Raw genomic sequence first — 21,103 nt, forward strand, 5'->3', positions numbered from 1 at the left:
CTTATTTTACTTCTTCGAAGTCTGCATCCTGTACATCCTCACCTCCTGCATTACCACCAGGGTTCTGAGCTCCTGCACCTGCATCAGCACCTGGCTGTTGACCAGCTGCATATAACTCTTCAGAAGCGGCCATCCATGCTGCATCTAATGCTTCAGTTTTAGCTTTTACATCATCCGCATTTTTAGCTTCGAAAGCTGTTTTTAATTCTGCATGAGCTGCCTCAATAGCTGCTTTTTTGTCAGCAGAAAGTTTTTCACCGAATTCTTTCAGTTGCTTTTCAGTCTGGAAGATCAATCCGTCAGCTTTGTTGAAGATTTCAACTTCTTCTTTTCTTTTAGCATCTGCTGCAGAGTTTTCCTGAGCTTCTTTCTTCATTCTTTCGATTTCTTCCTCAGAAAGACCTGAAGAAGCCTGGATTTTAATAGACTGCTCTTTACCGGTTCCTTTATCTTTAGCAGATACACTTAGGATACCGTTAGCATCAATATCGAAAGTTACTTCAATCTGAGGAACTCCTCTTGGTGCTGGCGGAATATCTGTAAGGTCAAATCTACCGATTTCCTTGTTATCATTGAACATAGGTCTTTCTCCTTGTCCAACTCTGATGCTTACAGCCGGCTGGTTGTCAGAAGCTGTAGAGAATACTTCAGATTTTTTGGTTGGGATCGTCGTGTTTGCTTCAATTAATTTAGTGAATACAGAACCCATCGTTTCGATTCCTAAAGAAAGTGGTGTAACGTCAAGAAGTAATACGTCTTTAACATCTCCTGTCAATACACCTCCCTGAATAGCAGCACCAATTGCTACCACCTCATCAGGGTTCACTCCTTTAGATGGTTTTTTACCGAAGAATTTTTCTACTTCTTCCTGGATGATCGGGATTCTTGTAGATCCCCCAACCAGAATTACTTCATCGATATCAGAAGTTGATAAACCAGCATCTTTTAATGCTTTAGCAACAGGCTCCATAGATCTTCTTACAAGATCCGCAGATAACTGCTCGAACTTAGCCTTTGTTAAAGTCTTCACCAAGTGTTTAGGACCTGTAGCAGTAGCTGTGATATATGGTAAGTTGATTTCAGTCTGAGGAGAAGAAGATAATTCAATTTTAGCTTTTTCAGCCGCTTCTTTCAATCTTTGAAGAGCAATGGCATCCGCTTTTAAATCTACACCTTCTTCGGCTTTGAACTCGTCAGCCATCCAGTTGATAATCACATCATCGAAGTCATCCCCTCCTAAGTGAGTATCTCCATTTGTAGACAATACTTCGAATACACCGTCTCCCAAATCAAGGATAGAGATATCAAAAGTACCACCTCCAAGGTCATATACTGCAATTTTCTGATCTTTATGATTTTTATCAAGACCATAAGCTAATGCTGCAGCTGTAGGCTCGTTGATAATTCTTTCTACTTTAAGTCCAGCGATTTCACCAGCTTCTTTAGTAGCCTGTCTCTGTGCATCATTGAAGTATGCAGGAACCGTGATCACTGCTCTTGTTACTTCCTGTCCAAGGTAATCTTCAGCAGTTTTCTTCATTTTCTGAAGAATCATTGCAGAAATTTCCTGTGGTGTATATTCTCTATCGTCGATTTTTACTTTTACAGTATCGTTTGGTCCGGCAACTACTTTATAAGGTACTCTTGTAATCTCAGAAGCATCATCTTTAAAGTGTGTTCCAATAAATCTTTTGATAGAGTAAACAGTTTTGGTTGGATTCGTTACCGCCTGTCTTTTTGCAGGATCACCTACTTTTCTTTCTCCATCTTCCGTAAATGCTACGATAGAAGGAGTTGTTCTTTTACCTTCAGCGTTAGGAATAACAACAGGGTCTTTACCCTCCATTACAGCAACACAAGAGTTGGTTGTTCCTAAGTCAATTCCAATTATTTTACTCATAATATTTTATATTTTTTCTATTTTTAATTTAATTTACACTCTCAATTTCTCAATATCTGTACCATTCGAAGAAATATGACAAAATGACACAATAAAAGTAAAAACCCCGATAAAATCGAGGTTTTGTATAATTTTACATGGAAATATTTTCATTATTTCTTGATAAACTTCATGGATTTTACGAAGTCTTTGCCATTATAAGTTCTTACATAGTAAACACCGCTGACAAAATCTTTCACATCAATTTTATCTGTTTCATTCTTAATGAACGCTTTTTTAACTAATCTTCCTTCAGCATTGAAAATCTCCACTTCGTTGATCGGTGCCAAAGGAGAAGCAATAGAAATATACTGCGTGGTAGGATTCGGGAAAAGATTGATAGAATTGGCCTTTTCAACTTCATTTACTGATAAAAATGCGCATGCATTGGAATTCAGAAGACTTGCCCTCGGCCCTGCCATTGTATTGGTCTTGATTGTTTTCTGATCATTGGTAAAGAAAGCCATTTCTGTATCTGTCACATAATCCATAAAATTCATAAACATAGCGCCATTTGCAGTAGGCGTACACATAAAAGAATTATCCGGAAAAACATTCCCCCCATAATGAGCATCATTAATGGCAGGCGTATCTGCACAGCCATCATCATTATCCAGTGTTCCACATGCACTTCCATCTTCTCCCCATGGGTGAAGAAATCCGAAATAATGTCCTATTTCATGCGTAGCTGTTCGTCCTCCATTATAGGGATATGTAGCAGCACCGGTGGTTCCGAAATATTTATAACCAATGGCAAGACCGTCTTCCGGGTATCCGGCTGCATCTGGCAAATACGCCCATCCCAGGTATGGACTAGGCATATTTCCTACCCATATGTTCAGGTATTTGGTAGGATCCCATGCTGTAAGTCCTGAAGACAGATAATATTGGTTGGCAAAATCAAAATTTGAAGCAACAGACTTTCTTTCTATTCCTGTTGTAGAAGCTCCGGTAGGAGTTTTTGTTGCCATACAGAAATTCAGCTCCATATCTGCGGCATAAGGTTGAAATGCAGCAGGCACTACAGAATTAAAATCCGCATTCAGCTTTCTGAAATCATTATTAAGAACAGCTATCTGTGAAGCAATCTGAGCATCAGAAATATTCTGTGCTGCATTTCCATACAGGACATGTACTACAACCGGGATAGTCACTACAGTCTGGCCATTTTTAGCTGTGGTATTCGCTGCTGCACTTTTGCTCGTTAAATAATTTCTTAAATCTTCTTTTTTTGCCAGAGCCTGCGGATTTCTCGCATAAAACTCCTTCATTTTCAAATCAGTGGCACATGCTCTCTGACCATACACATTAGCCATAAGAAAGCCGGCGGTCAATAGTAAAATTTTTTTCATGGAAATATTATATATATAACCGGCAAATATAATCATTATTCTAAATTTTACTTCGTAAAACTAAAAATCCTCGTTTTTTTTAGAAATAAATAATAATATGTCTGGTAACATAATTATTTCTCAGTTTTATAGGAAGCAATTCACTCCTCTTAAAAATTAATCAAAGTTTAACCTAAGAAATAGAGGAAGAATCTTTACGAATTATTATTTTTGATAAAATATACACATTCAGAATGTCATTACACTTTAATCCACGGGATATTACTTGGCTTGCCTTTAATGAAAGAGTTTTACAGGAAGCCATGGACGAAAAGGTTCCTTTACATTTAAGAATACGTTTCCTCGGAATCTTCTCCAACAACTTAGACGAGTTTTTCAGAGTGCGTGTAGCCGGATTAAAGCGCGCCATGGATTTTAAAGAAAAAGTAATTGCTGAATCTTTCTACCAGCCCCCTTCCAAGATCCTTCAGCGCATCAACGAAATAGTGATGCGACAGCAGCAGAACTTCGATAAAACCTGGAAAAAAATCCAGAACGAAATGGCTGAACATAAAGTTTTCATTAAGAATTCCAAAAACCTGACCGCAAAACAAAAAGAATTTGTCAGACAGTATTTTGATGAAGTGGTAGAATCCAATGTGATCCCGATCCTTCTTCATGAAAATACACCGATGCCTTATTTGAGGGATAAAAGTCTTTATCTGGGAGTAGCCATGAGAAAGAAAGACTGGCAGTATTCCAGTAATTATGCAATTATTGAAATTCCTTCCCGCTTTGTAGGCAGATTCGTATTATTGCCAACGGAAGATCCGGAAGAAAAAAATGTAATGCTGCTGGAAGATGTTATTACCTTCAATCTTCCGCATATATTTTCTTATTTCGGGTATGATGAATTTGCAGCCAATGCTTTTAAGGTGACAAAAGATGCCGAACTGGATCTGGACAATGACATCAGAACCAACTTCGCAGAAAAAATAGAAAAAGGACTCAAAAACCGAAGAAAAGGAAAGCCTACCCGTTTCGTCTTTGATAAAGATATGGATAAAGCCTTGCTGGAGCTCCTCATCAGGAAACTGAACTTAACGAAAAAAGACAGTATCATTCCAGGAGGAAAAATCCATAATTTCAAACACTTTATGGATTTTCCTGATGTTTTTGAAGCCTATGAAAGGCCGGAGGAGAGAACTTCTTTTACCCATCAGGCCTTTGAACATGGAGAAAGAGTGACAGATGTTATCCTGAAAGAAGATGTCCTGCTTACTTTCCCTTACCACAAATACAATCCGGTAATAGACCTTCTTCGTGAAGCCGCGATGGATCCGGACGTAAAATCAATACAGATTACCGCTTACCGTCTGGCGAGCAGCTCAAAGATTATCAATGCATTGATCTATGCTGCAAGAAACGGTAAGGAAGTAACAGTAATGCTGGAACTTCAGGCCAGATTCGATGAAGAATCCAATCTGGAATGGAAAGATATGCTGGAACCGGAAGGAATTACCGTTCTGGTTGGGCTTCCCAACAAAAAAGTACATGCCAAGCTCTGTGTGATCAAAAAAAGAGCCCATAACAAAACCATTCAGTATGGATTCGTAAGCACAGGGAACTTCAACGAAAAAACAGCAAGAATATATGGAGACCATCTGCTGATGACAGCCGATCGTGGCATCATGGCAGATATCAATAAAGTTTTCAATGTGCTGAAAAAACCAAAAGATGATTATCTTCCTGTTTTGAAAACATGTAAAAATTTATTAGTTTGCCCCCAGTTTATGCGTGAAAAGATTGTTCATCATATCGATAAGGAAATTGAGGAGGCTAAAGCAGGACGAAAAGCTGAGATCATCGTAAAAGTAAACTCTATGAGTGACCGTTCCCTGATCGAGAAAATATATGAAGCTGCCAAAGCCGGAGTGGTGACCAGAATGATCGTAAGAGGAATCTATTGTGCCGTAAATCAAAAGGAATTCAAAGAAAAAATAAAAGCCATCAGTATTGTAGACGAATACCTGGAACACGCCAGAGTTATGTATTTTTACAATAAAGGGGCTGAGGATATGTACATTTCTTCTGCAGACTGGATGACCAGAAACCTTGACTACAGAATTGAAGCAGCCGCTAAAATCACTGACAAGAATCTGAAGAAAGAATTAAAAGACATTCTTGATATTCAGCTCAGAGATAATGTAAAAGCAAGGATTTTAGACAAGAAACTGAGCAATGAATACGTAAGGAATGATAAAAAAGAATGCCGTTCACAAATAGAAACCTATACATATTTAAAAGCTAAAACAAGCAAAAAATGAAGATAGCAGCGATAGACATAGGGAGTAATGCAGCCCGCCTTCTTATCAATGAAGTAAAGATTAATAACAGAAAACCTGAATTTATCAAGCTGAACCTTCTCAGAATTCCTCTGAGACTGGGAATGGATGTTTTTACCATCGGTAAAATAGGTCCGGAAAGAGAAAAAATGGTTATTGATTCTATGAAAATCTTCAGTGATCTGATGAAAATATACAAAGTAGACCATTACAGAGCATGCGCTACCAGTGCTATGCGCGATGCAGCCAACGGTACTGAAATTATCAGCCAGGTAAAAGAAGCATCAGGAATCAATATCGAAATCATCTCCGGAGATGAAGAAGCAACCCTGATCTATGAAAATCATGTTGCAGAAGGTCTTGATAAAGAATTTGCCTATCTATACATTGATGTAGGAGGAGGTTCTACCGAGCTTACCTTTTACGAAAACGGTAAAATGGTTTACGAAAAGTCTTTCAATATAGGGACCATCCGTCTTCTCAATAATCTTGTAACAATGGATAACTGGAAAGAAATGAAAGATGAAATCAAGAAAAATATTGTCAGTAAAAAACCTATCGTTGCCATAGGCTCAGGAGGAAATATTAATAAAGTATTCTCTATGAGCAAAACCAAAGACGGAAAGCCCATGTCTCTTTCTCACCTGAAAAAAACATACAAAGAGTTCAACGAGCTTTCTGTAGAAGAGAGAATGACAAAATATAACCTCAGAGAAGACCGTGCCGATGTTTTGGTACATGCATTGAGTATTTTCAACAATGTGATGTCATGGTCTGATATCAGCAGAATATTTGTTCCTAAAATCTCGGTAGCAGACGGATTGATTCATAATATCTACAGTCAGCTGCAACATAAAAAGTAACAGCAAACAATAGTATTGAAGGCCAGCCATTTTGTGCTGGCTTTTATTTTGTCTTTGCGAGGAGCAACGCGACGAAGCAATCTCTATGCTCTCAGATGGTTTTTTACAATTTTTATTAGATTTTGGCTAAAGCCAATGGAAGGTAGATCATTTTTTAAGGCGGGCCAAAGCCCACCCCTATTGAATTTTATCAACAACATCTTTTATCTTTTATCTTTTATCTTTTATCTTTTATCTTTTATCTTTTATCTAAAATTTTAAAGTAAAACCTCTCCCCCATCCGTCATACCAATAGCAATAGTAAAACAATGAATCCAATCAAAATAATTCTTACAGGAGCTACAGGAATGGTAGGCGAAGGTGTTTTAATGGAATACCTTGATAACCCTCGTGTTTCTGAAATACTGAGTATAAGCCGGAAGCCTTCCGGAAAAACACATCCTAAGCTGAAGGAATACCTTATTCCTGATTTCCTGTCAATAGATCTTAATGATGAACAGCTAAAAGGTTATGATGCCTGTTTTTTCTGTGCGGGAATCAGCAGTATAGGGATGAATGAAGAAGACTATACCAGAATCACTTACGATACTACCCTGCATTTTGCAAAAACTGTATTGAACCAAAATCCGGGAATGGTTTTCAGCTATGTCTCCGGAGCCGGTACAGACAGCACAGAGAGCGGAAAACTGATGTGGGCACGCGTAAAAGGCCGGACAGAGAATGATTTGAAAAGAATGAACTTCAAAGGAGCTTATAATTTCCGTCCCGGGTTCATGAAACCTATTGAAGGTCAATCGAATGTAAAATGGTTTTTTAAACCTTTTATTTGGATTTTTCCTGTATTTTTTCAGTCAAAATCATTAACTTTACAGGAAGTGGGTAGAGCAATGATCAATGTAACACAAAATGGATACCCTACAGCTACTTTAGAAATTAGAGATATTAAAAATTTAGCGATATGAGAGACATGTTAAAAAGAATTGTTCTGGTTATTTTTGTACTCTTGCTTGTGACTGCTGTTTCAGGATATTTTTATATGCAGAAACATCCTTTGGAAGGAAATAAATCAGGAAAGATTTTAAACTTTTCAGGAAAGTCAGGAAAATAGCTGAATCCTAAAATACTCTTTTGAAAATAATTTTATCTTCTATCGGAAATATACCTATTTTTTAAACATTTCTTAAGATTCCATTAAAATAGTTGCGGAACAGAAAGTTCATTTTTGCATATCTAATTGAAGTAAAAATGATTAACAACTACCTATTAAAAGGGTCTGTCATTGCCGCATTCTTTTTTCAGAGCGGACTTTTCGGACAGACACTGATTCATTACTGGAATTTTAACAATAATACTTCCGCAGCAGCTATTACCGCACCTTCTTCTACGCTGGTGAATGGTTCTCTTGCGGCGGTAGCAGGAGGTACAAGTGCCATTGATTTTGCAGGAGGTACAGGGCAGAATTTTAGTTCTCAGAATTTAAATGCCAGAAACGGTGATGTACCCGGTACCCATTTAAGATTCAATAATCCGATCGGAGGAGCTTTGCAGTTTAACCTTCCTACAACAGGATATAATAATGTCATTGCTAAGTTTACCACCAGGAGATCTGCACAGGGAGCAGGAACTCAGACCTGGTCTTATTCTACAGACGGAACTACATTTGTCCCATTCCAGACTGTCAATCCTCTGGATAATGATCCACAATTGATTACACTTGATTTTTCTGCCATTCAGGGAGCTAACAACAATCCTGATTTTAAATTAAAGGTTGAATTCTCCGCAACAGGTGGTGGAACGGGAGGAAACAACCGCTTTGATAACTTTACAGTAGATGCTACTCCTACAGGAGGTGTTGATACTACTCCGCCAACGGTTACATATCTTCCGGTCAATAATACCAATAACGCATCAATTGCTGTACATCCTACATTATCTTTTAACGAAAATATAAGATTAACAGACAATTCCGCGATCAACGATTCTAATGCACAAAACCTTATAGATTTCCGTCTTGGAAATGTTACAGGTACACAAGTTCCCTTTACTACGACTTTCAGTAACAATATGATCACCGTGATTCCAGCATCCATACTGATACCTGGACAGACTTATTATGTAGCCCTTAAACCCAATATGGTAGAGGACTTCAGTGATAACAGTGTTACCGCAGTTACATCCAGTACTTTCACCACTGCAGGGACAACAATTTCTTTGGAAAAGAATTTCATCAAAGTCAATGAGAACGCAGGAAATCTTGCCTTTAAAATCAACGTCACGAATCCTTCAGCTTCTACGGTAAATCTTGTCGTAAAACCCGCACCTTTCAGTACAGCAGACAGTAATGATTTTACGTTAGCCAATCAGACGATCAATATTACGCCTTCCAGTACAAGTTATACCGTTAATATCCCAATTATTGATGACACAGTGGCAGAACAACAGGCAGAATACTTTGCATTAAGCCTTGAAAACCCTGTTGGTGCAACTATTTCCGGAGACAATACGGCAACCGTTTATATTGTAGATAACGATAAACCGGCACCGGTTCCTTCACATCAGATCCAACTGAATTACCTGGGAAGTTTTGACCCGTCAGGAAATAATAACAGCTCTACAGAAATTGTAGTTCATGATCCATCAACTCAGCGTCTGTTCACCATCAGTTCCATTACGGATGTTTTCGATATTATTGATTTTAGTAATCCGGCAACACCTTCAGTTGTAAAGACAGTGAATATGGCTCCTTATGGCGGGATCACAAGCATTGCTGTGAAAAACGGAATTATTGCGGCGGCATCTCCCAATACCGATCCTCAGCAAAATGGATCTGTAGTCTTTTTTGATATCAACGGAAACTTCATTAAACAGGTGACTGTAGGGGCTTTACCTGATATGGTAACTTTTTCTCCTGACGGAACAAAAGTCGTTACTGCCAACGAGGGTGAGCCTAATGATGCATACACGATAGATCCTGAAGGGACAATCAGTATCATTGATATTTCAGGAGGTATCGGAAATCTTACCCAAAGTAATGTGACAACGCTTAATTTCAACGGTTTTGAATCTCAACTGGCTGCATTGACTGCGACTGGTTTAAGAAAGGTAAGAACCAACAATACGCTTTCCCAGGACTTGGAACCTGAATATGTTACCATCAGCGCAGACAGCCAGAAAGCATGGGTAACACTTCAGGAAAATAATGCAGTGGCAGAAATTAACCTGGCTACCAAAACCATCACAGGAATCTGGGGATTAGGTAAAAAAGATATGAGCCTTCCGGGGAATGGTTTTGATGCTTCAGACAACAATGGTGAGGTGCTCATTGCCAACTGGCCGGTAAAAGCCTATTACGTTCCTGATGCGGTACAGAATTATAAAGTAGGAAATACCCATTATATTGTAACAGCCAATGAAGGAGATGAAAAAGATCTTTCAGGTTACAGCGAAAGAACCACTGTGGGAGCAGCTAATTATATTTTAGATCCTGTTATATTCCCTAATTCAAGCATTTTAAAAGCTTCATATAACCTTGGAAGATTCAGGGTTTCATCGGCCACAGGAAATACAGATGGAGATGCAGAGTTTGAAGAAATAGCAGCTTTGGGAGCACGCTCATTCTCTATTTTCAATGCAGATACCAGACAGATTGTATATGACAGCGGCGATCAGTTTGAAAGATATATTGCAGCCTATCATCCATTAATTTTCAATGCAGATAATGAATCGAACGCAGTTAAAAGCAGAAGCCGTGCAAAAGGACCTGAACCGGAAGGGGTAGCGTTAGGAAACATCAACGGACAGACTTACGCTTTCATCACATTAGAAAGAACCGGCGGTGTTATGGCATATAATATCACAGATCCTAATAACCCTACTTTCACCGATTATAAGCATTCCCGCTCTACATCAGCATACGGAGGTGATAATGGTCCTGAAGGAATCATCTACATTGCTCCTGAAAATACAACTACCAATAAGGGATATGTGATTGTTGCCAACGAAATCAGTGGAACATTATCTATGTATGAAGTGGCAACACCTGCTACACTGGGAACAGGTGAGATAAAGGCTGAACAGGCTACCTTCAATGTGTTCCCAAATCCTGTGAACAAAGGAAATACACTTTATTTCAACAGAAAACAGGATTACGAATTGTACGATATGTCCGGAAAATTAATCGGAAAGGAAAAGAATGCCTTAACAATAAACACGTCCCATCTTTCTACAGGTGTTTATCTTGTAAAAACTTCGGAAGGACAGATCAAAAGAGTCATTGTAAAATAAATATACATCACAGTATATCACAGATTAAAGCTTCGGACTTCCGGAGCTTTTTGTTATGGGGAAATCAAAGAAATTCATTAAAAGTAATCCTTAAAAAGCATTTTAATTAATATGATTTAACTTTTGAGATACCTGCACAAATCATTTTATTTCTATATTTACCCATAACAAAAACCCAATTCACAATGAAAAATATTAAACGAGCAGGAATTCTTGCCATCCTGTTATTAGGAACAGGGACCGTTTTTTCACAGTCCAGAAAAACAGAATCTGCAAAAGGGGTAGAAAAAACCGACAATGATAAAATCGTACAGGTGGAAGGTGTAGGACACAAACTCAATTATACTCTTAATGGAGGAGTTGCAGAAGTAGAAGGAGGTGGTAATACTGTAACCATCAAAGGAAGTGCAAAAAAAATTACAGTATCGGGAACAGGCAATAAAGTATACATTGACAAAGTAGATAAAATATCCATGGAGGGTGGTGATAATATAGTCTACTATCGTACTTCCGGAACAAAATCAGGGAAACCTGATGTTTCAATTACGGGAGTAGGAAATAAAGCTGTAAAACAGTAAAAATATTAGAAAGATAAGTTGCATGTTCGGATTTGCATTAGATACTGGAAATGAACCTGAAATCATTACATTAATAGATCAGGTAAAGAATATTGAGGGATCTAATCCTATTGCTTATAAAAAATCAGGCTGGTAAATGTTCATAACATTTCCAATCTTATTTCCGCTATAGAAAATGCCTCTAAAATTTACCAGAATAATGGTCTTATTTGTAAACTTGATTCACAAAACAATATTATATCTGGTACTTTTATCAGCAGCATTAAAATAAGCAAGTCCAAAAAAAACATTATTCTAACCGGTTTTGCATGGACAAGTCCAAAAGGGTATCAAAAAGCTCTGGATATGAAACCAATAATGAAATTAATGAAAAGAATATCTGGAAAAGTTTCAAAAAAGATGAACTGCAGGGGTGGCTTGTTTATGCTTTACATGCCCATAACCCTAAAATAAACAGGGAAAATATCAGCATTCAGATTGATGGAAATGAATTTCATAGTCTAGATGGCTTTTTCTGTACACTGGGAGAAGAAATCCATGGAGTTTCTGGATATTTCGGACGAAGTCTATATGCTTTGTATGATTGTCTCCGGGAAGATTTCGGAGTAAAATCCATTTCGGAACTCAATTGGATCAATCATAAAAGAAGTAAAAAAATCCTGAAAACAAAATTTATACAAATCGTTCAGATTTTTGAAGATCACAATATAAAGGTTCTATTGAATTAAATTTATTATCAGAAACCTGACGGGTTTGGTTAAGCTTAACAGGTTAAACTTATTCCTGTTAATACAAATAAAAAGACAAGCCTTAATAAAAAAGCCTGTCTTTTTAAAAATATCTCAGATATAATTACTCTACGTTGATTACCTTTTCGATTTCCGGAGCATGTTGTTTAATGGTATTTTCAACACCCAGCTTTAAGGTTGAAAAATTCAATGAACACCCGGAACAGTTACCCAAAAGTTTCACAAACACCTGATTATCTTTCACATCAATAAGCTCAATATCACCACCGTCTTTATTCAAAAACGGTCTGATGCTTTCCAGAGCTTCCATTACTCTTGTTACTGTATCTTCGTGCGTTATGTTTGTTTCCATATTTTTTCAGTTCAATTCGGTTTCTTCAAATTTTATTGAAATTATTATTATTTTGCTTTGGGTGAGCATCCTGCCATTGTGGAAATCTTCACAGCTTCAGTAGGAGGAAGATTTTTATTTCTTTCCACTAAGCTTTCTACCATTTTTCTGGCAGTTTCTGTGTAGATATCTGCAATTTTAGATCCTTCCTGAAGCGCAGCAGGCCTTCCAACATCTCCTGCCTCTCTGATGCTTTGGATCAATGGAATTTCTCCCAATACAGGAATTCCAAGATCTTCAGCTAAATATTGTGCTCCCTGATTTCCAAAGATATAATATTTATTGTCAGGAAGTTCTTCCGGTGTAAAATACGCCATATTTTCGATCAAACCAAGAACCGGAATGTTAATACTTTCCATCTGGAACATCGCAATTCCCTTTCTTACATCTGCCAATGCAACATGCTGAGGTGTGCTTACGATTACCGCTCCTGTTACCGGTACTTCCTGAATAATTGATAAGTGGATATCACCTGTTCCCGGAGGAAGGTCAATTAATAAGAAATCCAGCTCTCCCCAGGCAGCATCTCTGATCATCTGGTTCAATGCTTTTGAAGCCATGGGACCTCTCCATACTACAGCCTGATTAGCCCCTGAAAAATATCCTATTGACAACATTTTTACCCCATAATTCTCAATAGGCTTCATCAGATTCTTACCATTAACTTCTACAGAGATTGGTTTTTCACCTTCTGTATCAAACATGGTAGGCACTGAAGGACCATAGATATCAGCATCTAACAATCCTACTTTAAAGCCCATTTTAGCTAGTGTTACTGCCATATTTGCAGACACTGTAGATTTCCCTACGCCTCCTTTTCCGGAAGCAATAGCGATAATATTTTGAATTCCCGGAATTTGTTTTCCTTTGATCTGGCTTTGCTGAATTTCACTAGGCTCCGGAGAAACGATTTTAAGTTTCAAATGAACGTTTTCTCCAAACTCACTGGCAAAAGCCTGTTTCATGGCTGCCTCCAGTTTTTTCTTTTCGTGCATTGCAGGAGAATGAGCAGTCATGTCAATATACACATCATCACCCATAATCTGAAGATTATTCACCAAATCATCTACTTCTATTTCTTTAAGGAATTCCTGAACCTTTTCTTTCGTCAACATATAAATATAAATTGTTTACAAATTTACGCATTTTTTTCGGTAATTTAGAATCAATAAAATCTATAATATCAGGTGATAAATCAGATCATTAAAAATTTTTTATTTCTGTTTTATATTCTGATGCCACATCAAGTTTTAGAAAATAATTGATATGAAAACTTCGTCTTATCCTACCAAATATGCACAACCAAAAGGGATTTTCAACCTTGGAAAAACAAGATTCAAATGGTATGATCTGGCATCTGATCCTGCAGAAATTTCCCAACAGGATATCAATAATGCACAGAATTGTATTGAAAATGCCCGGGAAAACTTTCAGAATATTGATGATCTCGGATTCGTCATTATGCACCGTTGCGGAGAACATTATCTTCTGCTTGTTTGTACCTGGCGAAGCGAAAACGAACTGTGGGAAAGTGTATATTATGACGGTTCCGGAAAGTTTGAAGTATGGGACAGAAGCAAAACCCACCTTCCCACGTACTGCGTCTGGGAAATGGGAATTGTCTATCATGAATCTCAATCCTGGAAAAAATATCTGGGCTCCGGACGGGAAGGAAAAAACAAAGATGAATATCTTAAGGATTTCTTTGCGGGAGAAGTTTAAATATTTTGTATTGTCATTCTAATGAAGAATCTCACAAAAAGAAGAGCTTCTTCATTCCACTCCGTTTTATTCGGAATGACATAAGAATAAAAAACAATTTAAATCCAGACTATCAGTTCGCTCTGTTTTTTTCATCAAATCTTACATTACGGTCCATTCCTTTTACTTTTTTATTTCCAAAAGTATAGGTTGCAGATACCGTAAGTCTTCGGGCATCATAGTAATTATTGTAGGAATGCGTTCCTGTCGTATAATAGATTTCACCCAAGCTTTTACTTTGTTTGAAAATATCTGAGACAAAAGCATTCAGCTGTAGGCTTTTTTCCATAAGATTTATCTTAACACCTGATGTAAAGTTTCCTGCAAATTTCATATAAGAATTCCCGGAATTGGAAGGCAGACGGAACCAGTAATTCAGGATCAGCTGTACGGTTTTGCTTTGATTGAGCGATACATTATTCTGAAAATCGAAATCATAGCTGTTTCCTTTTCTGGCAAGGGCATCTGTTGCAAAAACATCAGTACTCATATAAGAATAATTGGCAGAATAATTCGCTTCCCATTTTTTGAAAAAAGTATCAGAATAGTTAAGCGACATCCCAACACTATTCTGATTGTAATAGTTTTCAAAGGTACTTACTCTGTTTTCCCCTTTCAAAGTGGCCAGCTGCCCAAAAGCCTCCAATGTTCTCTGAAAATAAGCTGATGCCGATAATTTTCCTTTATAAACATAGGAAAACTCAAAATTATGATTGATAGACGGCTTCAGGAAAGGATTTCCTGTAAAATAAGAATTGATATTGATGTACCAGCGGTATGGATTGATTGCTCGGAAACCGGGTCTGTTAATTCTTTTGGAATAATTCAGGTTGAAGGTATGGTTTTCATTGCTTTTATAGCTGATATAAGCTGTAGGAAAAAATTTCCCGTAGGAATTTTCAGTCTGTTGCCCGGAAGTCAGAGAATTTCCGTTGACTACAGAATACTCATACCGTAAGCCTGCTTTTGCTGACCATTTTTCATTGAAAGATTTCTCAAAACTGATATATGCAGCATAGTTTTTCTCATTATATTCAAATTCATTACTTTTCAAAGGATCCGTAATGTATTCTCCATTGGTTAAATTCTGATAGAATATATTGGAATTATTATCAAAATTAGTAAACTTCACTCCAGTTTCTGTCTTTGCAAACTGATAAGGCAATGTAAGGTCCGCCTGCCCGGAATAAATTTTATAATCTACACTAGATGGCGACTTTACGACAAATCGGTCTCCCGAGCTTTCTGTAGTGTTAAAATCAATGGTTGTTTCTGGTGTATTGGAAAAATAATTTCCTGTAATACTCAGTTTATTATCCTGTTTTCCGAATTTAAGATCATAGTAAGCACTGGCAGTATGCTGTCTGCTGGTCGCTCTGTGTTCAGCATAAGTCAGCAGTGTATTGGTATAATTACCATTCTGGAAATAGTTGGAAGTATTTGTGATATCCATATTGGAATGCCCGAATCCTAAATCATAAATAAATCCAATATTAGACTTTTTACTCAGCTGATAATCCAGACTTAAGTTCGCTCCAAGTCCATCTCCAAAATCCCTTCTGTTATCATTACTTTTAAGACCATCCACGCCTTCTATCCAATAATTCTCATAAGAATGTTTTTCATTCTTATTTTGTCTCAGCTTTAATGAAGTCCGTAATTTTTCGTTCTGATAATTGATGGTCACACTGTTGGAATTACCTGTATAGGTCTGTTGCTGAAGCGTACTCGTAAGACTTCCGCTCCATCCCAGGTTCTGATTTTTCTTTAAAACAATATTGATCAGTCCACTGTTTCCCTGGGCTTCGTATTTCGCTGGAGGTGCAGTAATGACTTCAATTTTTTCAATGTTTTCAGACCTGAGACTTTTCAGATAGGTAACCAGTTCGGCATCTGACAGGTTCAGGATCCGGTCATTGATCATCACTGCTACTCCACTTTTCCCGACAATTGAGACACCGGTATTATCATCTACTTTTACTAATGGTGTTGTGGCCAAGGCATCTGCTCCATCCATCCCCTGTGAAGCAACAGAATTGGAAACATTAAATACAAGCCTGTCCGCTTTCCTCTCAATCAGCTTTTTTCTGGCAGTCAGCGTAACACCTTCTATCTGTTTTTCTTTATTTTTTCCGATAAAAAAATCCTGCTTCAACTCTCCGTTTATGGTTACCTGCTTAGAGGAGATCTCTATTCCGTCCTGGATAAGCGTAATATTATAGTTACCGTTTTCTGAAAGTTTCAGTGAATAATTTCCTTTTTCATCTGAAATAGCAGTCTGTTTCTTCTGGTGTTTTATGGCAACCACCTCAACGTAAGGAACAGCATTTCCGGTTTGAGTGATTCTCCCTGTTATACTTTGAGCCATTGCAGCTAAAGGCAACAGCATGACCACAGCAAGTACTATCTTCTTCATGAATGATATTGTTTTTTAATAAGACAAACCGTTAACGTCTTTTATTACATCTCTTTTATCGTTTTTTCGATATATTCGCTGTTATAAAATCAGAATATGAAAAAAGCGCTTATTGCATTTTCTATAGGTATTACTCAGATCATCTTCGCACAGAATTACTCTCGATATGTCAATCCGTTCATAGGAACCGGAGGACATGGCCACACTTTTCCGGGGGCAATCGTTCCTTTCGGAATGGTACAGCTGTCTCCTGATACAAGAATTGACGGCAGCTGGGACGGATGCAGCGGATATCATTATTCAGATTCTGTAATCTATGGTTTTTCCCACACCCATCTGAACGGAACAGGAGTTTCGGATTATGGAGATATTATGCTGATGCCTACCATGGGAAATCCAAGCTTGGACAGTAAAGGTTATTCTTCAAAATTCTCGCATAAAAATGAAAAAGCAACAGCAGGATTCTACGCTGTCAGATTAGATAAAAATAATATTGATGTTCGTCTTACTGCTACCAAAAGAGTCGGCTACCACGAATATACTTTCAACAACGCAGGGAACGCTAATATTATCCTGGACCTCAACCACAGGGATAAACTTCTGGAAGGTGAAGTAAAGATCATTGATGATAAAACCATTGAAGTCTTCCGAAGAAGTGAAGCATGGGCTACTAACCAGTATATCTACGCCAGAATTGAGTTTTCAAAGCCGATGAAAATTTCAAAAAAGGAAGTCAATGGAAAGCAGGAAAGCAACCTTTTTACAGGAACAAAGCTAGCTCTGGCGTTTTCAGCCAATGTTAAAAAAGGAGAAAAGATCAATGTGAAAGTTTCTGTTTCTCCAACCGGTTATGAAGGAGCAGAAAAAAATATGCTGGCAGAAGGACAGTCCAAAGATTTCGACGCGGTAAGAAAACAGGCGCAATCTGACTGGGACAAAGAGCTTTCAAAGATTGAAGTAAAGTCTGATGATAAAAACAAATTAGCTGTTTTTTACACTGCGCTTTATCACGTTTTTACACAACCGAACATCAATATGGATGTAGACGGGAAATACAGAGGCAGGGATAACAAGTTTTATATTGCCAATGGTTTTGATTATTATACGGTATTCTCACTTTGGGATACCTTCAGAGGAGCCCATCCGCTGATGACTTTAATCGACAGAAAAAGAACTGCTGATTTTATCAATACATTCATCAAGCAATATGAACAGGGAGGGAAACTTCCGGTATGGGAACTCGCTTCCAATGAAACGGAATGTATGATTGGCTATCACTCGGTTTCTGTCATTGCAGATGCTATGAGTAAAGGAATTCAGGGGTTTGATTACGAAAAGGCATTTCAGGCTGCCAAAGCTTCAGCCATGCAGGATATTTTTGGACTGAATGCTTATAAACAGAATAATTACATCAGTATTGATGATGAGCATGAAAGTGTTTCCAAAACCGTAGAATATGCTTACGATGACTGGTGCATTGCCCAGATGGCAAAAATTTTAGGCAAAAAAGAAGAGTATCAGTATTTCATGAAACGTTCTCAGAACTGGAAAAATCTTTACAATCCTAAGACAGGTTTCATGCAGCCAAGAAAAAACGGAAACTGGTATGAGCCATTTGATCCGAGAGAGGTCAACAACAATTATACGGAAGGAAATTCATGGCATTATTCTTATTCTGTACAGCAGGACATTCCGGGACTTATTGCAGCTCATGGAGGAAAAGAAAAATTCGAACAGTTCATTGATGCCATCTTTACCGCTCCTGATAAAACCACGGGCAGAGAACAGGTAGACATCACAGGACTGATAGGACAATATGCACAGGGAAATGAACCGAGCCACCATATTGCCTACCTGTATAATTTCGTAGATAAACCAGAAAAAACAGATGCCAAAATCAAATACATCCTTGATCATTTTTATAAAAACACTCCTGATGGACTGATCGGAAATGAAGACTGCGGCCAGATGAGTGCCTGGTATGTTTTAAGCTCAATGGGAATTTATTCTGTAACGCCGGGATTACCGGAATGGGAAACGACCACTCCTTATTTTGATGAAATTAGAATTCATCTTGAAGATGGCAGCACAAAAACGATTACTAAAAATACTGGCAGAGCAGAACTTAAAAAATTGGGGTTCGAAAATGTCAAACCTGTTAAAGATTTTAAATATTCTGAGCAGACAGCTTCACCGGTAATTGCAGCTGACAGAATCTTCGACTTTTCTACCAAAGTTGAGATTACTCCACTGAATCCGAATGACAAAGTATATTATATGACAATGGATGAGAATGACAACAATAAAAGAAAGACTTTCTCTACGTATAAAGCTCCATTCTCCATTACCAAAACTACTCAGGTAATGGCTTATGCTGAAAGAAACGGCGAAAAAAGTTCAGTAACAACCGCTAATTTCAACAGAAGACCCAATTATTGGAACATTAATATCCTGTCTAAAGTTACTCCGCAATACAGTGCTGCAGGAAATCTTGCTCTTATCGACGGAATCAGAGGAGATGTGAACTGGAGAAAAGGTGAATGGCATGGATATCAGGGACAGAATTTTGAAGCAATTATCGATTTTAAATCTCCTCAGCAAATCAAATCATTATCATCTACTTATCTTCAGGACAGCAGAGCATGGATTCTTATGCCTAAAAAAGTAGAATATTATGCTTCTATGAACGGAAAAGATTTTGTTCTTCTGAAAACTGTTGATAATGATATTGATCCTAAAGATGAGAAAGTACAGATCAAAGATTTCTCTACTGAAATTCTTCCTACCGAAGCCAGATACATCAAAGTAAAAGCGTACTACTTCGGAAAACTTCCGGAATGGCATCAGGGAGCTGGAGGCGATGCGTATATTTTTATCGATGAAATTTCTGCAAAATAAAAACGCAATTATGAAAAAATTATTAATACTATCTTTTATACTTTTAAGTGTCATAAACGTTTCAGCCTGTAAATGTGTATATGAAACATTAGCATACAATTATCAAAATTCTGATTTTGCAGGTATTATCAGAATTTTGAAAGTATATGACGAAAACACTGAGCAAAGAACCTATAAAGCAGATATTGAAATTGAAAAAACCTATAAGGGAAAAGCATTCAAAACAATTAATGTAAGTGGCCTGATTGGAAATTCCTATTCGGGAGCTTGTGAAATTAATGTGCTCCCTGATGAAAGATATCTGATCTTTTTAAATAAATACAATAACACGTATTCTATTTCATCCTGTACTCCAAAATCAAAACTGGAAAATAAACCCACAAAAGCTGAAAATTTACAGCTTAAAAATCTTTCCGAGGCTTTTACCTACATAGATAATAATAAATTCAGGTTTATGGGTTTACGGTTTACCCGTTGCTATGATGAAACCCAAACTGAATCTAGATCTGATTTATCAAAGATCAGTGGATTCAAACCTAAGCAACCTTTTGCCATCTATAAAGTAAAAATAGATGATACATCAAAAATTCAGGAAATTACTCCTTTTACAACTTTTGGAAGTAAGGATAGCATGATCGAAAATATCCTGAAAACAAAGATGAAAGTCTCCACACCGACATCTTTCTGGAATCCCAACCCAAAAGAAGCCCTGTTATTCCTATCTTATCATAAAGAGAATATAAATGACCCATACGGTGAAGTCATTTCCTGTGATTAATGCTAAAATAAACCCTTCTTCAGAATTTTGAAGAAGGGTTTATTTATCAATTCATTCTTTCAGACCATTGCAGGACTTCTGGAAGTTCTGTATCAGAAAACTCAATATGGATAACTCTTCTTTTCTTTCCGTTCGTCGTTCGGTTGGAACCATGAAGCGTCAAAGGTTTCATCAGCATAATTCCACCTTTTTCTACTCTGCAGATTTCTTCTGTTTCTACGGTCCAGTCAATGGTTTCTGGTCTGTAAATACCTTTTGAGTGAGATTTTGGAACCACTTTCAAAGCTCCGTTATTTTCATCAGTATCATCCAGGTGGATTCTGATGGTATAGATATTTTTCAGAACATTCAGCGGAGGCTGTACAGCAAACTGATTCTGCTTGGTCGTCCACGGGCCAAAACCAGGGAGTTCAAGCTTTTTATCTACAGAAATCGTCAGATCCTGATGATAGGCAACATACCAGTTGGAGGTTTCAGGTTTATCAAAGTAGATACTTTTGACTACAAAATATTTCTCTCCAAAGATTTCCTGTACCACTTTCCTGATATTTTCATTAAAAATCAGGTCTTTGATTTCCGGAACTTCTTTTAAAAACTGTCTTATGGCGAACAGATCTTCAGATTTTCTGAAATTTTCTTTTGAAGTGTCTATACTTTGCAGAACAGTATTTATTTCTTCAAGTTCCTGCTTTGAAAACACATTATTGATAACAGCAAAGCCATATTCAAGAATATGGCTTTTATGATTGTCTAAGTTATTTAAACTCATG

The 21,103-nt window shown here is 37.5% G+C and carries 16 protein-coding genes; 10 read left to right on the top strand and 6 right to left on the bottom strand.

Going from position 1 to position 21,103, the window contains the following annotated elements; translation table 11 throughout:
* Position 1: 1 nt before the first annotated feature.
* Both dnaK and CRS_RS14820 read right to left on the bottom strand, forming a co-directional pair.
* Positions 2-1,900 carry a molecular chaperone DnaK gene (gene dnaK / locus CRS_RS14815; protein ID WP_142724802.1) on the bottom strand — a complete coding sequence of 633 codons (1,899 nt, stop codon included), beginning with the start codon at positions 1,898-1,900 and terminating at the stop codon, positions 2-4.
* Positions 1,901-2,052: 152 nt separating this feature from the next.
* Entirely contained in the window at positions 2,053-3,291 is a 1,239-nt protein-coding gene (locus CRS_RS14820) for a zinc-dependent metalloprotease (protein ID WP_172617084.1), read from the bottom strand.
* A gap of 233 nt (positions 3,292-3,524) precedes the next feature.
* On the opposite strand from CRS_RS14820, the gene ppk1 reads away from it, so the two are divergent.
* The 7 genes from ppk1 to CRS_RS14850 all read left to right on the top strand — a co-directional run bounded on the left by ppk1 (position 3,525) and on the right by CRS_RS14850 (position 12,068).
* Positions 3,525-5,597 (top strand): polyphosphate kinase 1, encoded by a 2,073-nt coding sequence (gene ppk1 / locus CRS_RS14825; RefSeq protein ID WP_142724804.1) that lies wholly within the window; start codon positions 3,525-3,527, stop codon positions 5,595-5,597.
* Positions 5,594-6,478, top strand: coding sequence for an exopolyphosphatase (locus tag CRS_RS14830; protein WP_142724805.1), 885 nt, complete (start codon positions 5,594-5,596; stop codon positions 6,476-6,478). Before ppk1 ends, CRS_RS14830 begins: the two co-directional genes overlap by 4 nt.
* A gap of 308 nt (positions 6,479-6,786) precedes the next feature.
* Positions 6,787-7,440 (top strand): NAD-dependent epimerase/dehydratase family protein, encoded by a 654-nt coding sequence (locus CRS_RS14835; protein ID WP_142724806.1) that lies wholly within the window; start codon positions 6,787-6,789, stop codon positions 7,438-7,440.
* Positions 7,437-7,586, top strand: coding sequence for a hypothetical protein (locus CRS_RS24505; protein ID WP_172617085.1), 150 nt, complete (start codon positions 7,437-7,439; stop codon positions 7,584-7,586). The genes CRS_RS14835 and CRS_RS24505 overlap by 4 nt, the downstream gene beginning before the upstream one ends.
* Before the next feature lie 137 nt (positions 7,587-7,723).
* On the top strand, positions 7,724-10,762 hold the full coding sequence (locus CRS_RS14840) for a choice-of-anchor I family protein (protein ID WP_142724807.1): 3,039 nt from the start codon (positions 7,724-7,726) through the stop codon (positions 10,760-10,762).
* Positions 10,763-10,947: 185 nt separating this feature from the next.
* Positions 10,948-11,340, top strand: coding sequence for a DUF3060 domain-containing protein (locus tag CRS_RS14845; RefSeq protein ID WP_142724808.1), 393 nt, complete (start codon positions 10,948-10,950; stop codon positions 11,338-11,340).
* 308 nt (positions 11,341-11,648) lie between these two features.
* Positions 11,649-12,068: a barstar family protein gene (locus tag CRS_RS14850; protein ID WP_142724809.1), complete on the top strand. Its 420-nt coding sequence runs from the start codon at positions 11,649-11,651 to the stop codon at positions 12,066-12,068.
* Positions 12,069-12,192: 124 nt separating this feature from the next.
* Here CRS_RS14850 and CRS_RS14855 read toward each other — a convergent pair whose 3' ends face one another.
* Both CRS_RS14855 and CRS_RS14860 read right to left on the bottom strand, forming a co-directional pair.
* On the bottom strand, positions 12,193-12,441 hold the full coding sequence (locus CRS_RS14855) for a NifU family protein (RefSeq protein ID WP_002977212.1): 249 nt from the start codon (positions 12,439-12,441) through the stop codon (positions 12,193-12,195).
* A gap of 47 nt (positions 12,442-12,488) precedes the next feature.
* Positions 12,489-13,595, bottom strand: coding sequence for an Mrp/NBP35 family ATP-binding protein (locus CRS_RS14860; RefSeq protein ID WP_142724810.1), 1,107 nt, complete (start codon positions 13,593-13,595; stop codon positions 12,489-12,491).
* A gap of 151 nt (positions 13,596-13,746) precedes the next feature.
* Between CRS_RS14860 and CRS_RS14865 the strand changes: the two genes are divergently transcribed.
* Positions 13,747-14,202: a hypothetical protein gene (locus tag CRS_RS14865; RefSeq protein WP_142724811.1), complete on the top strand. Its 456-nt coding sequence runs from the start codon at positions 13,747-13,749 to the stop codon at positions 14,200-14,202.
* Positions 14,203-14,314: 112 nt separating this feature from the next.
* On the opposite strand, the gene CRS_RS14870 is transcribed toward CRS_RS14865, so the two are convergent.
* Positions 14,315-16,657 carry a TonB-dependent receptor domain-containing protein gene (locus CRS_RS14870; protein WP_142724812.1) on the bottom strand — a complete coding sequence of 781 codons (2,343 nt, stop codon included), beginning with the start codon at positions 16,655-16,657 and terminating at the stop codon, positions 14,315-14,317.
* A gap of 96 nt (positions 16,658-16,753) precedes the next feature.
* On the opposite strand from CRS_RS14870, the gene CRS_RS14875 reads away from it, so the two are divergent.
* Both CRS_RS14875 and CRS_RS14880 read left to right on the top strand, forming a co-directional pair.
* Positions 16,754-19,555 (top strand): GH92 family glycosyl hydrolase, encoded by a 2,802-nt coding sequence (locus tag CRS_RS14875; protein ID WP_142724813.1) that lies wholly within the window; start codon positions 16,754-16,756, stop codon positions 19,553-19,555.
* A 10-nt stretch (positions 19,556-19,565) separates the two neighbouring features.
* Positions 19,566-20,333: a hypothetical protein gene (locus tag CRS_RS14880; protein WP_142724814.1), complete on the top strand. Its 768-nt coding sequence runs from the start codon at positions 19,566-19,568 to the stop codon at positions 20,331-20,333.
* 46 nt (positions 20,334-20,379) lie between these two features.
* Here CRS_RS14880 and CRS_RS14885 read toward each other — a convergent pair whose 3' ends face one another.
* Entirely contained in the window at positions 20,380-21,102 is a 723-nt protein-coding gene (locus tag CRS_RS14885) for a phytanoyl-CoA dioxygenase family protein (RefSeq protein WP_142724815.1), read from the bottom strand.
* Between the last annotated feature and the right edge of the window lies 1 nt (position 21,103).

Source organism: Chryseobacterium sp. ON_d1, from assembly GCF_006829085.1.
GTDB lineage: Bacteria > Bacteroidota > Bacteroidia > Flavobacteriales > Weeksellaceae > Chryseobacterium.

Excerpts from the sequence above, each read along its gene's own strand:
- dnaK (WP_142724802.1), bottom strand. The coding sequence starts at position 1,900 with ATGAGTAAAATAATTGGAATTGACTTAGGAACAACCAACTCTTGTGTT.
- CRS_RS14820 (WP_172617084.1), bottom strand. The coding sequence starts at position 3,291 with ATGAAAAAAATTTTACTATTGACCGCCGGCTTTCTTATGGCTAATGTG.
- ppk1 (WP_142724804.1), top strand. The coding sequence starts at position 3,525 with ATGTCATTACACTTTAATCCACGGGATATTACTTGGCTTGCCTTTAAT.
- CRS_RS14830 (WP_142724805.1), top strand. The coding sequence starts at position 5,594 with ATGAAGATAGCAGCGATAGACATAGGGAGTAATGCAGCCCGCCTTCTT.
- CRS_RS14835 (WP_142724806.1), top strand. The coding sequence starts at position 6,787 with ATGAATCCAATCAAAATAATTCTTACAGGAGCTACAGGAATGGTAGGC.
- CRS_RS24505 (WP_172617085.1), top strand. The coding sequence starts at position 7,437 with ATGAGAGACATGTTAAAAAGAATTGTTCTGGTTATTTTTGTACTCTTG.
- CRS_RS14840 (WP_142724807.1), top strand. The coding sequence starts at position 7,724 with ATGATTAACAACTACCTATTAAAAGGGTCTGTCATTGCCGCATTCTTT.
- CRS_RS14845 (WP_142724808.1), top strand. The coding sequence starts at position 10,948 with ATGAAAAATATTAAACGAGCAGGAATTCTTGCCATCCTGTTATTAGGA.
- CRS_RS14850 (WP_142724809.1), top strand. The coding sequence starts at position 11,649 with ATGGACAAGTCCAAAAGGGTATCAAAAAGCTCTGGATATGAAACCAAT.
- CRS_RS14855 (WP_002977212.1), bottom strand. The coding sequence starts at position 12,441 with ATGGAAACAAACATAACGCACGAAGATACAGTAACAAGAGTAATGGAA.
- CRS_RS14860 (WP_142724810.1), bottom strand. The coding sequence starts at position 13,595 with ATGTTGACGAAAGAAAAGGTTCAGGAATTCCTTAAAGAAATAGAAGTA.
- CRS_RS14865 (WP_142724811.1), top strand. The coding sequence starts at position 13,747 with ATGAAAACTTCGTCTTATCCTACCAAATATGCACAACCAAAAGGGATT.
- CRS_RS14870 (WP_142724812.1), bottom strand. The coding sequence starts at position 16,657 with ATGAAGAAGATAGTACTTGCTGTGGTCATGCTGTTGCCTTTAGCTGCA.
- CRS_RS14875 (WP_142724813.1), top strand. The coding sequence starts at position 16,754 with ATGAAAAAAGCGCTTATTGCATTTTCTATAGGTATTACTCAGATCATC.
- CRS_RS14880 (WP_142724814.1), top strand. The coding sequence starts at position 19,566 with ATGAAAAAATTATTAATACTATCTTTTATACTTTTAAGTGTCATAAAC.
- CRS_RS14885 (WP_142724815.1), bottom strand. The coding sequence starts at position 21,102 with ATGAGTTTAAATAACTTAGACAATCATAAAAGCCATATTCTTGAATAT.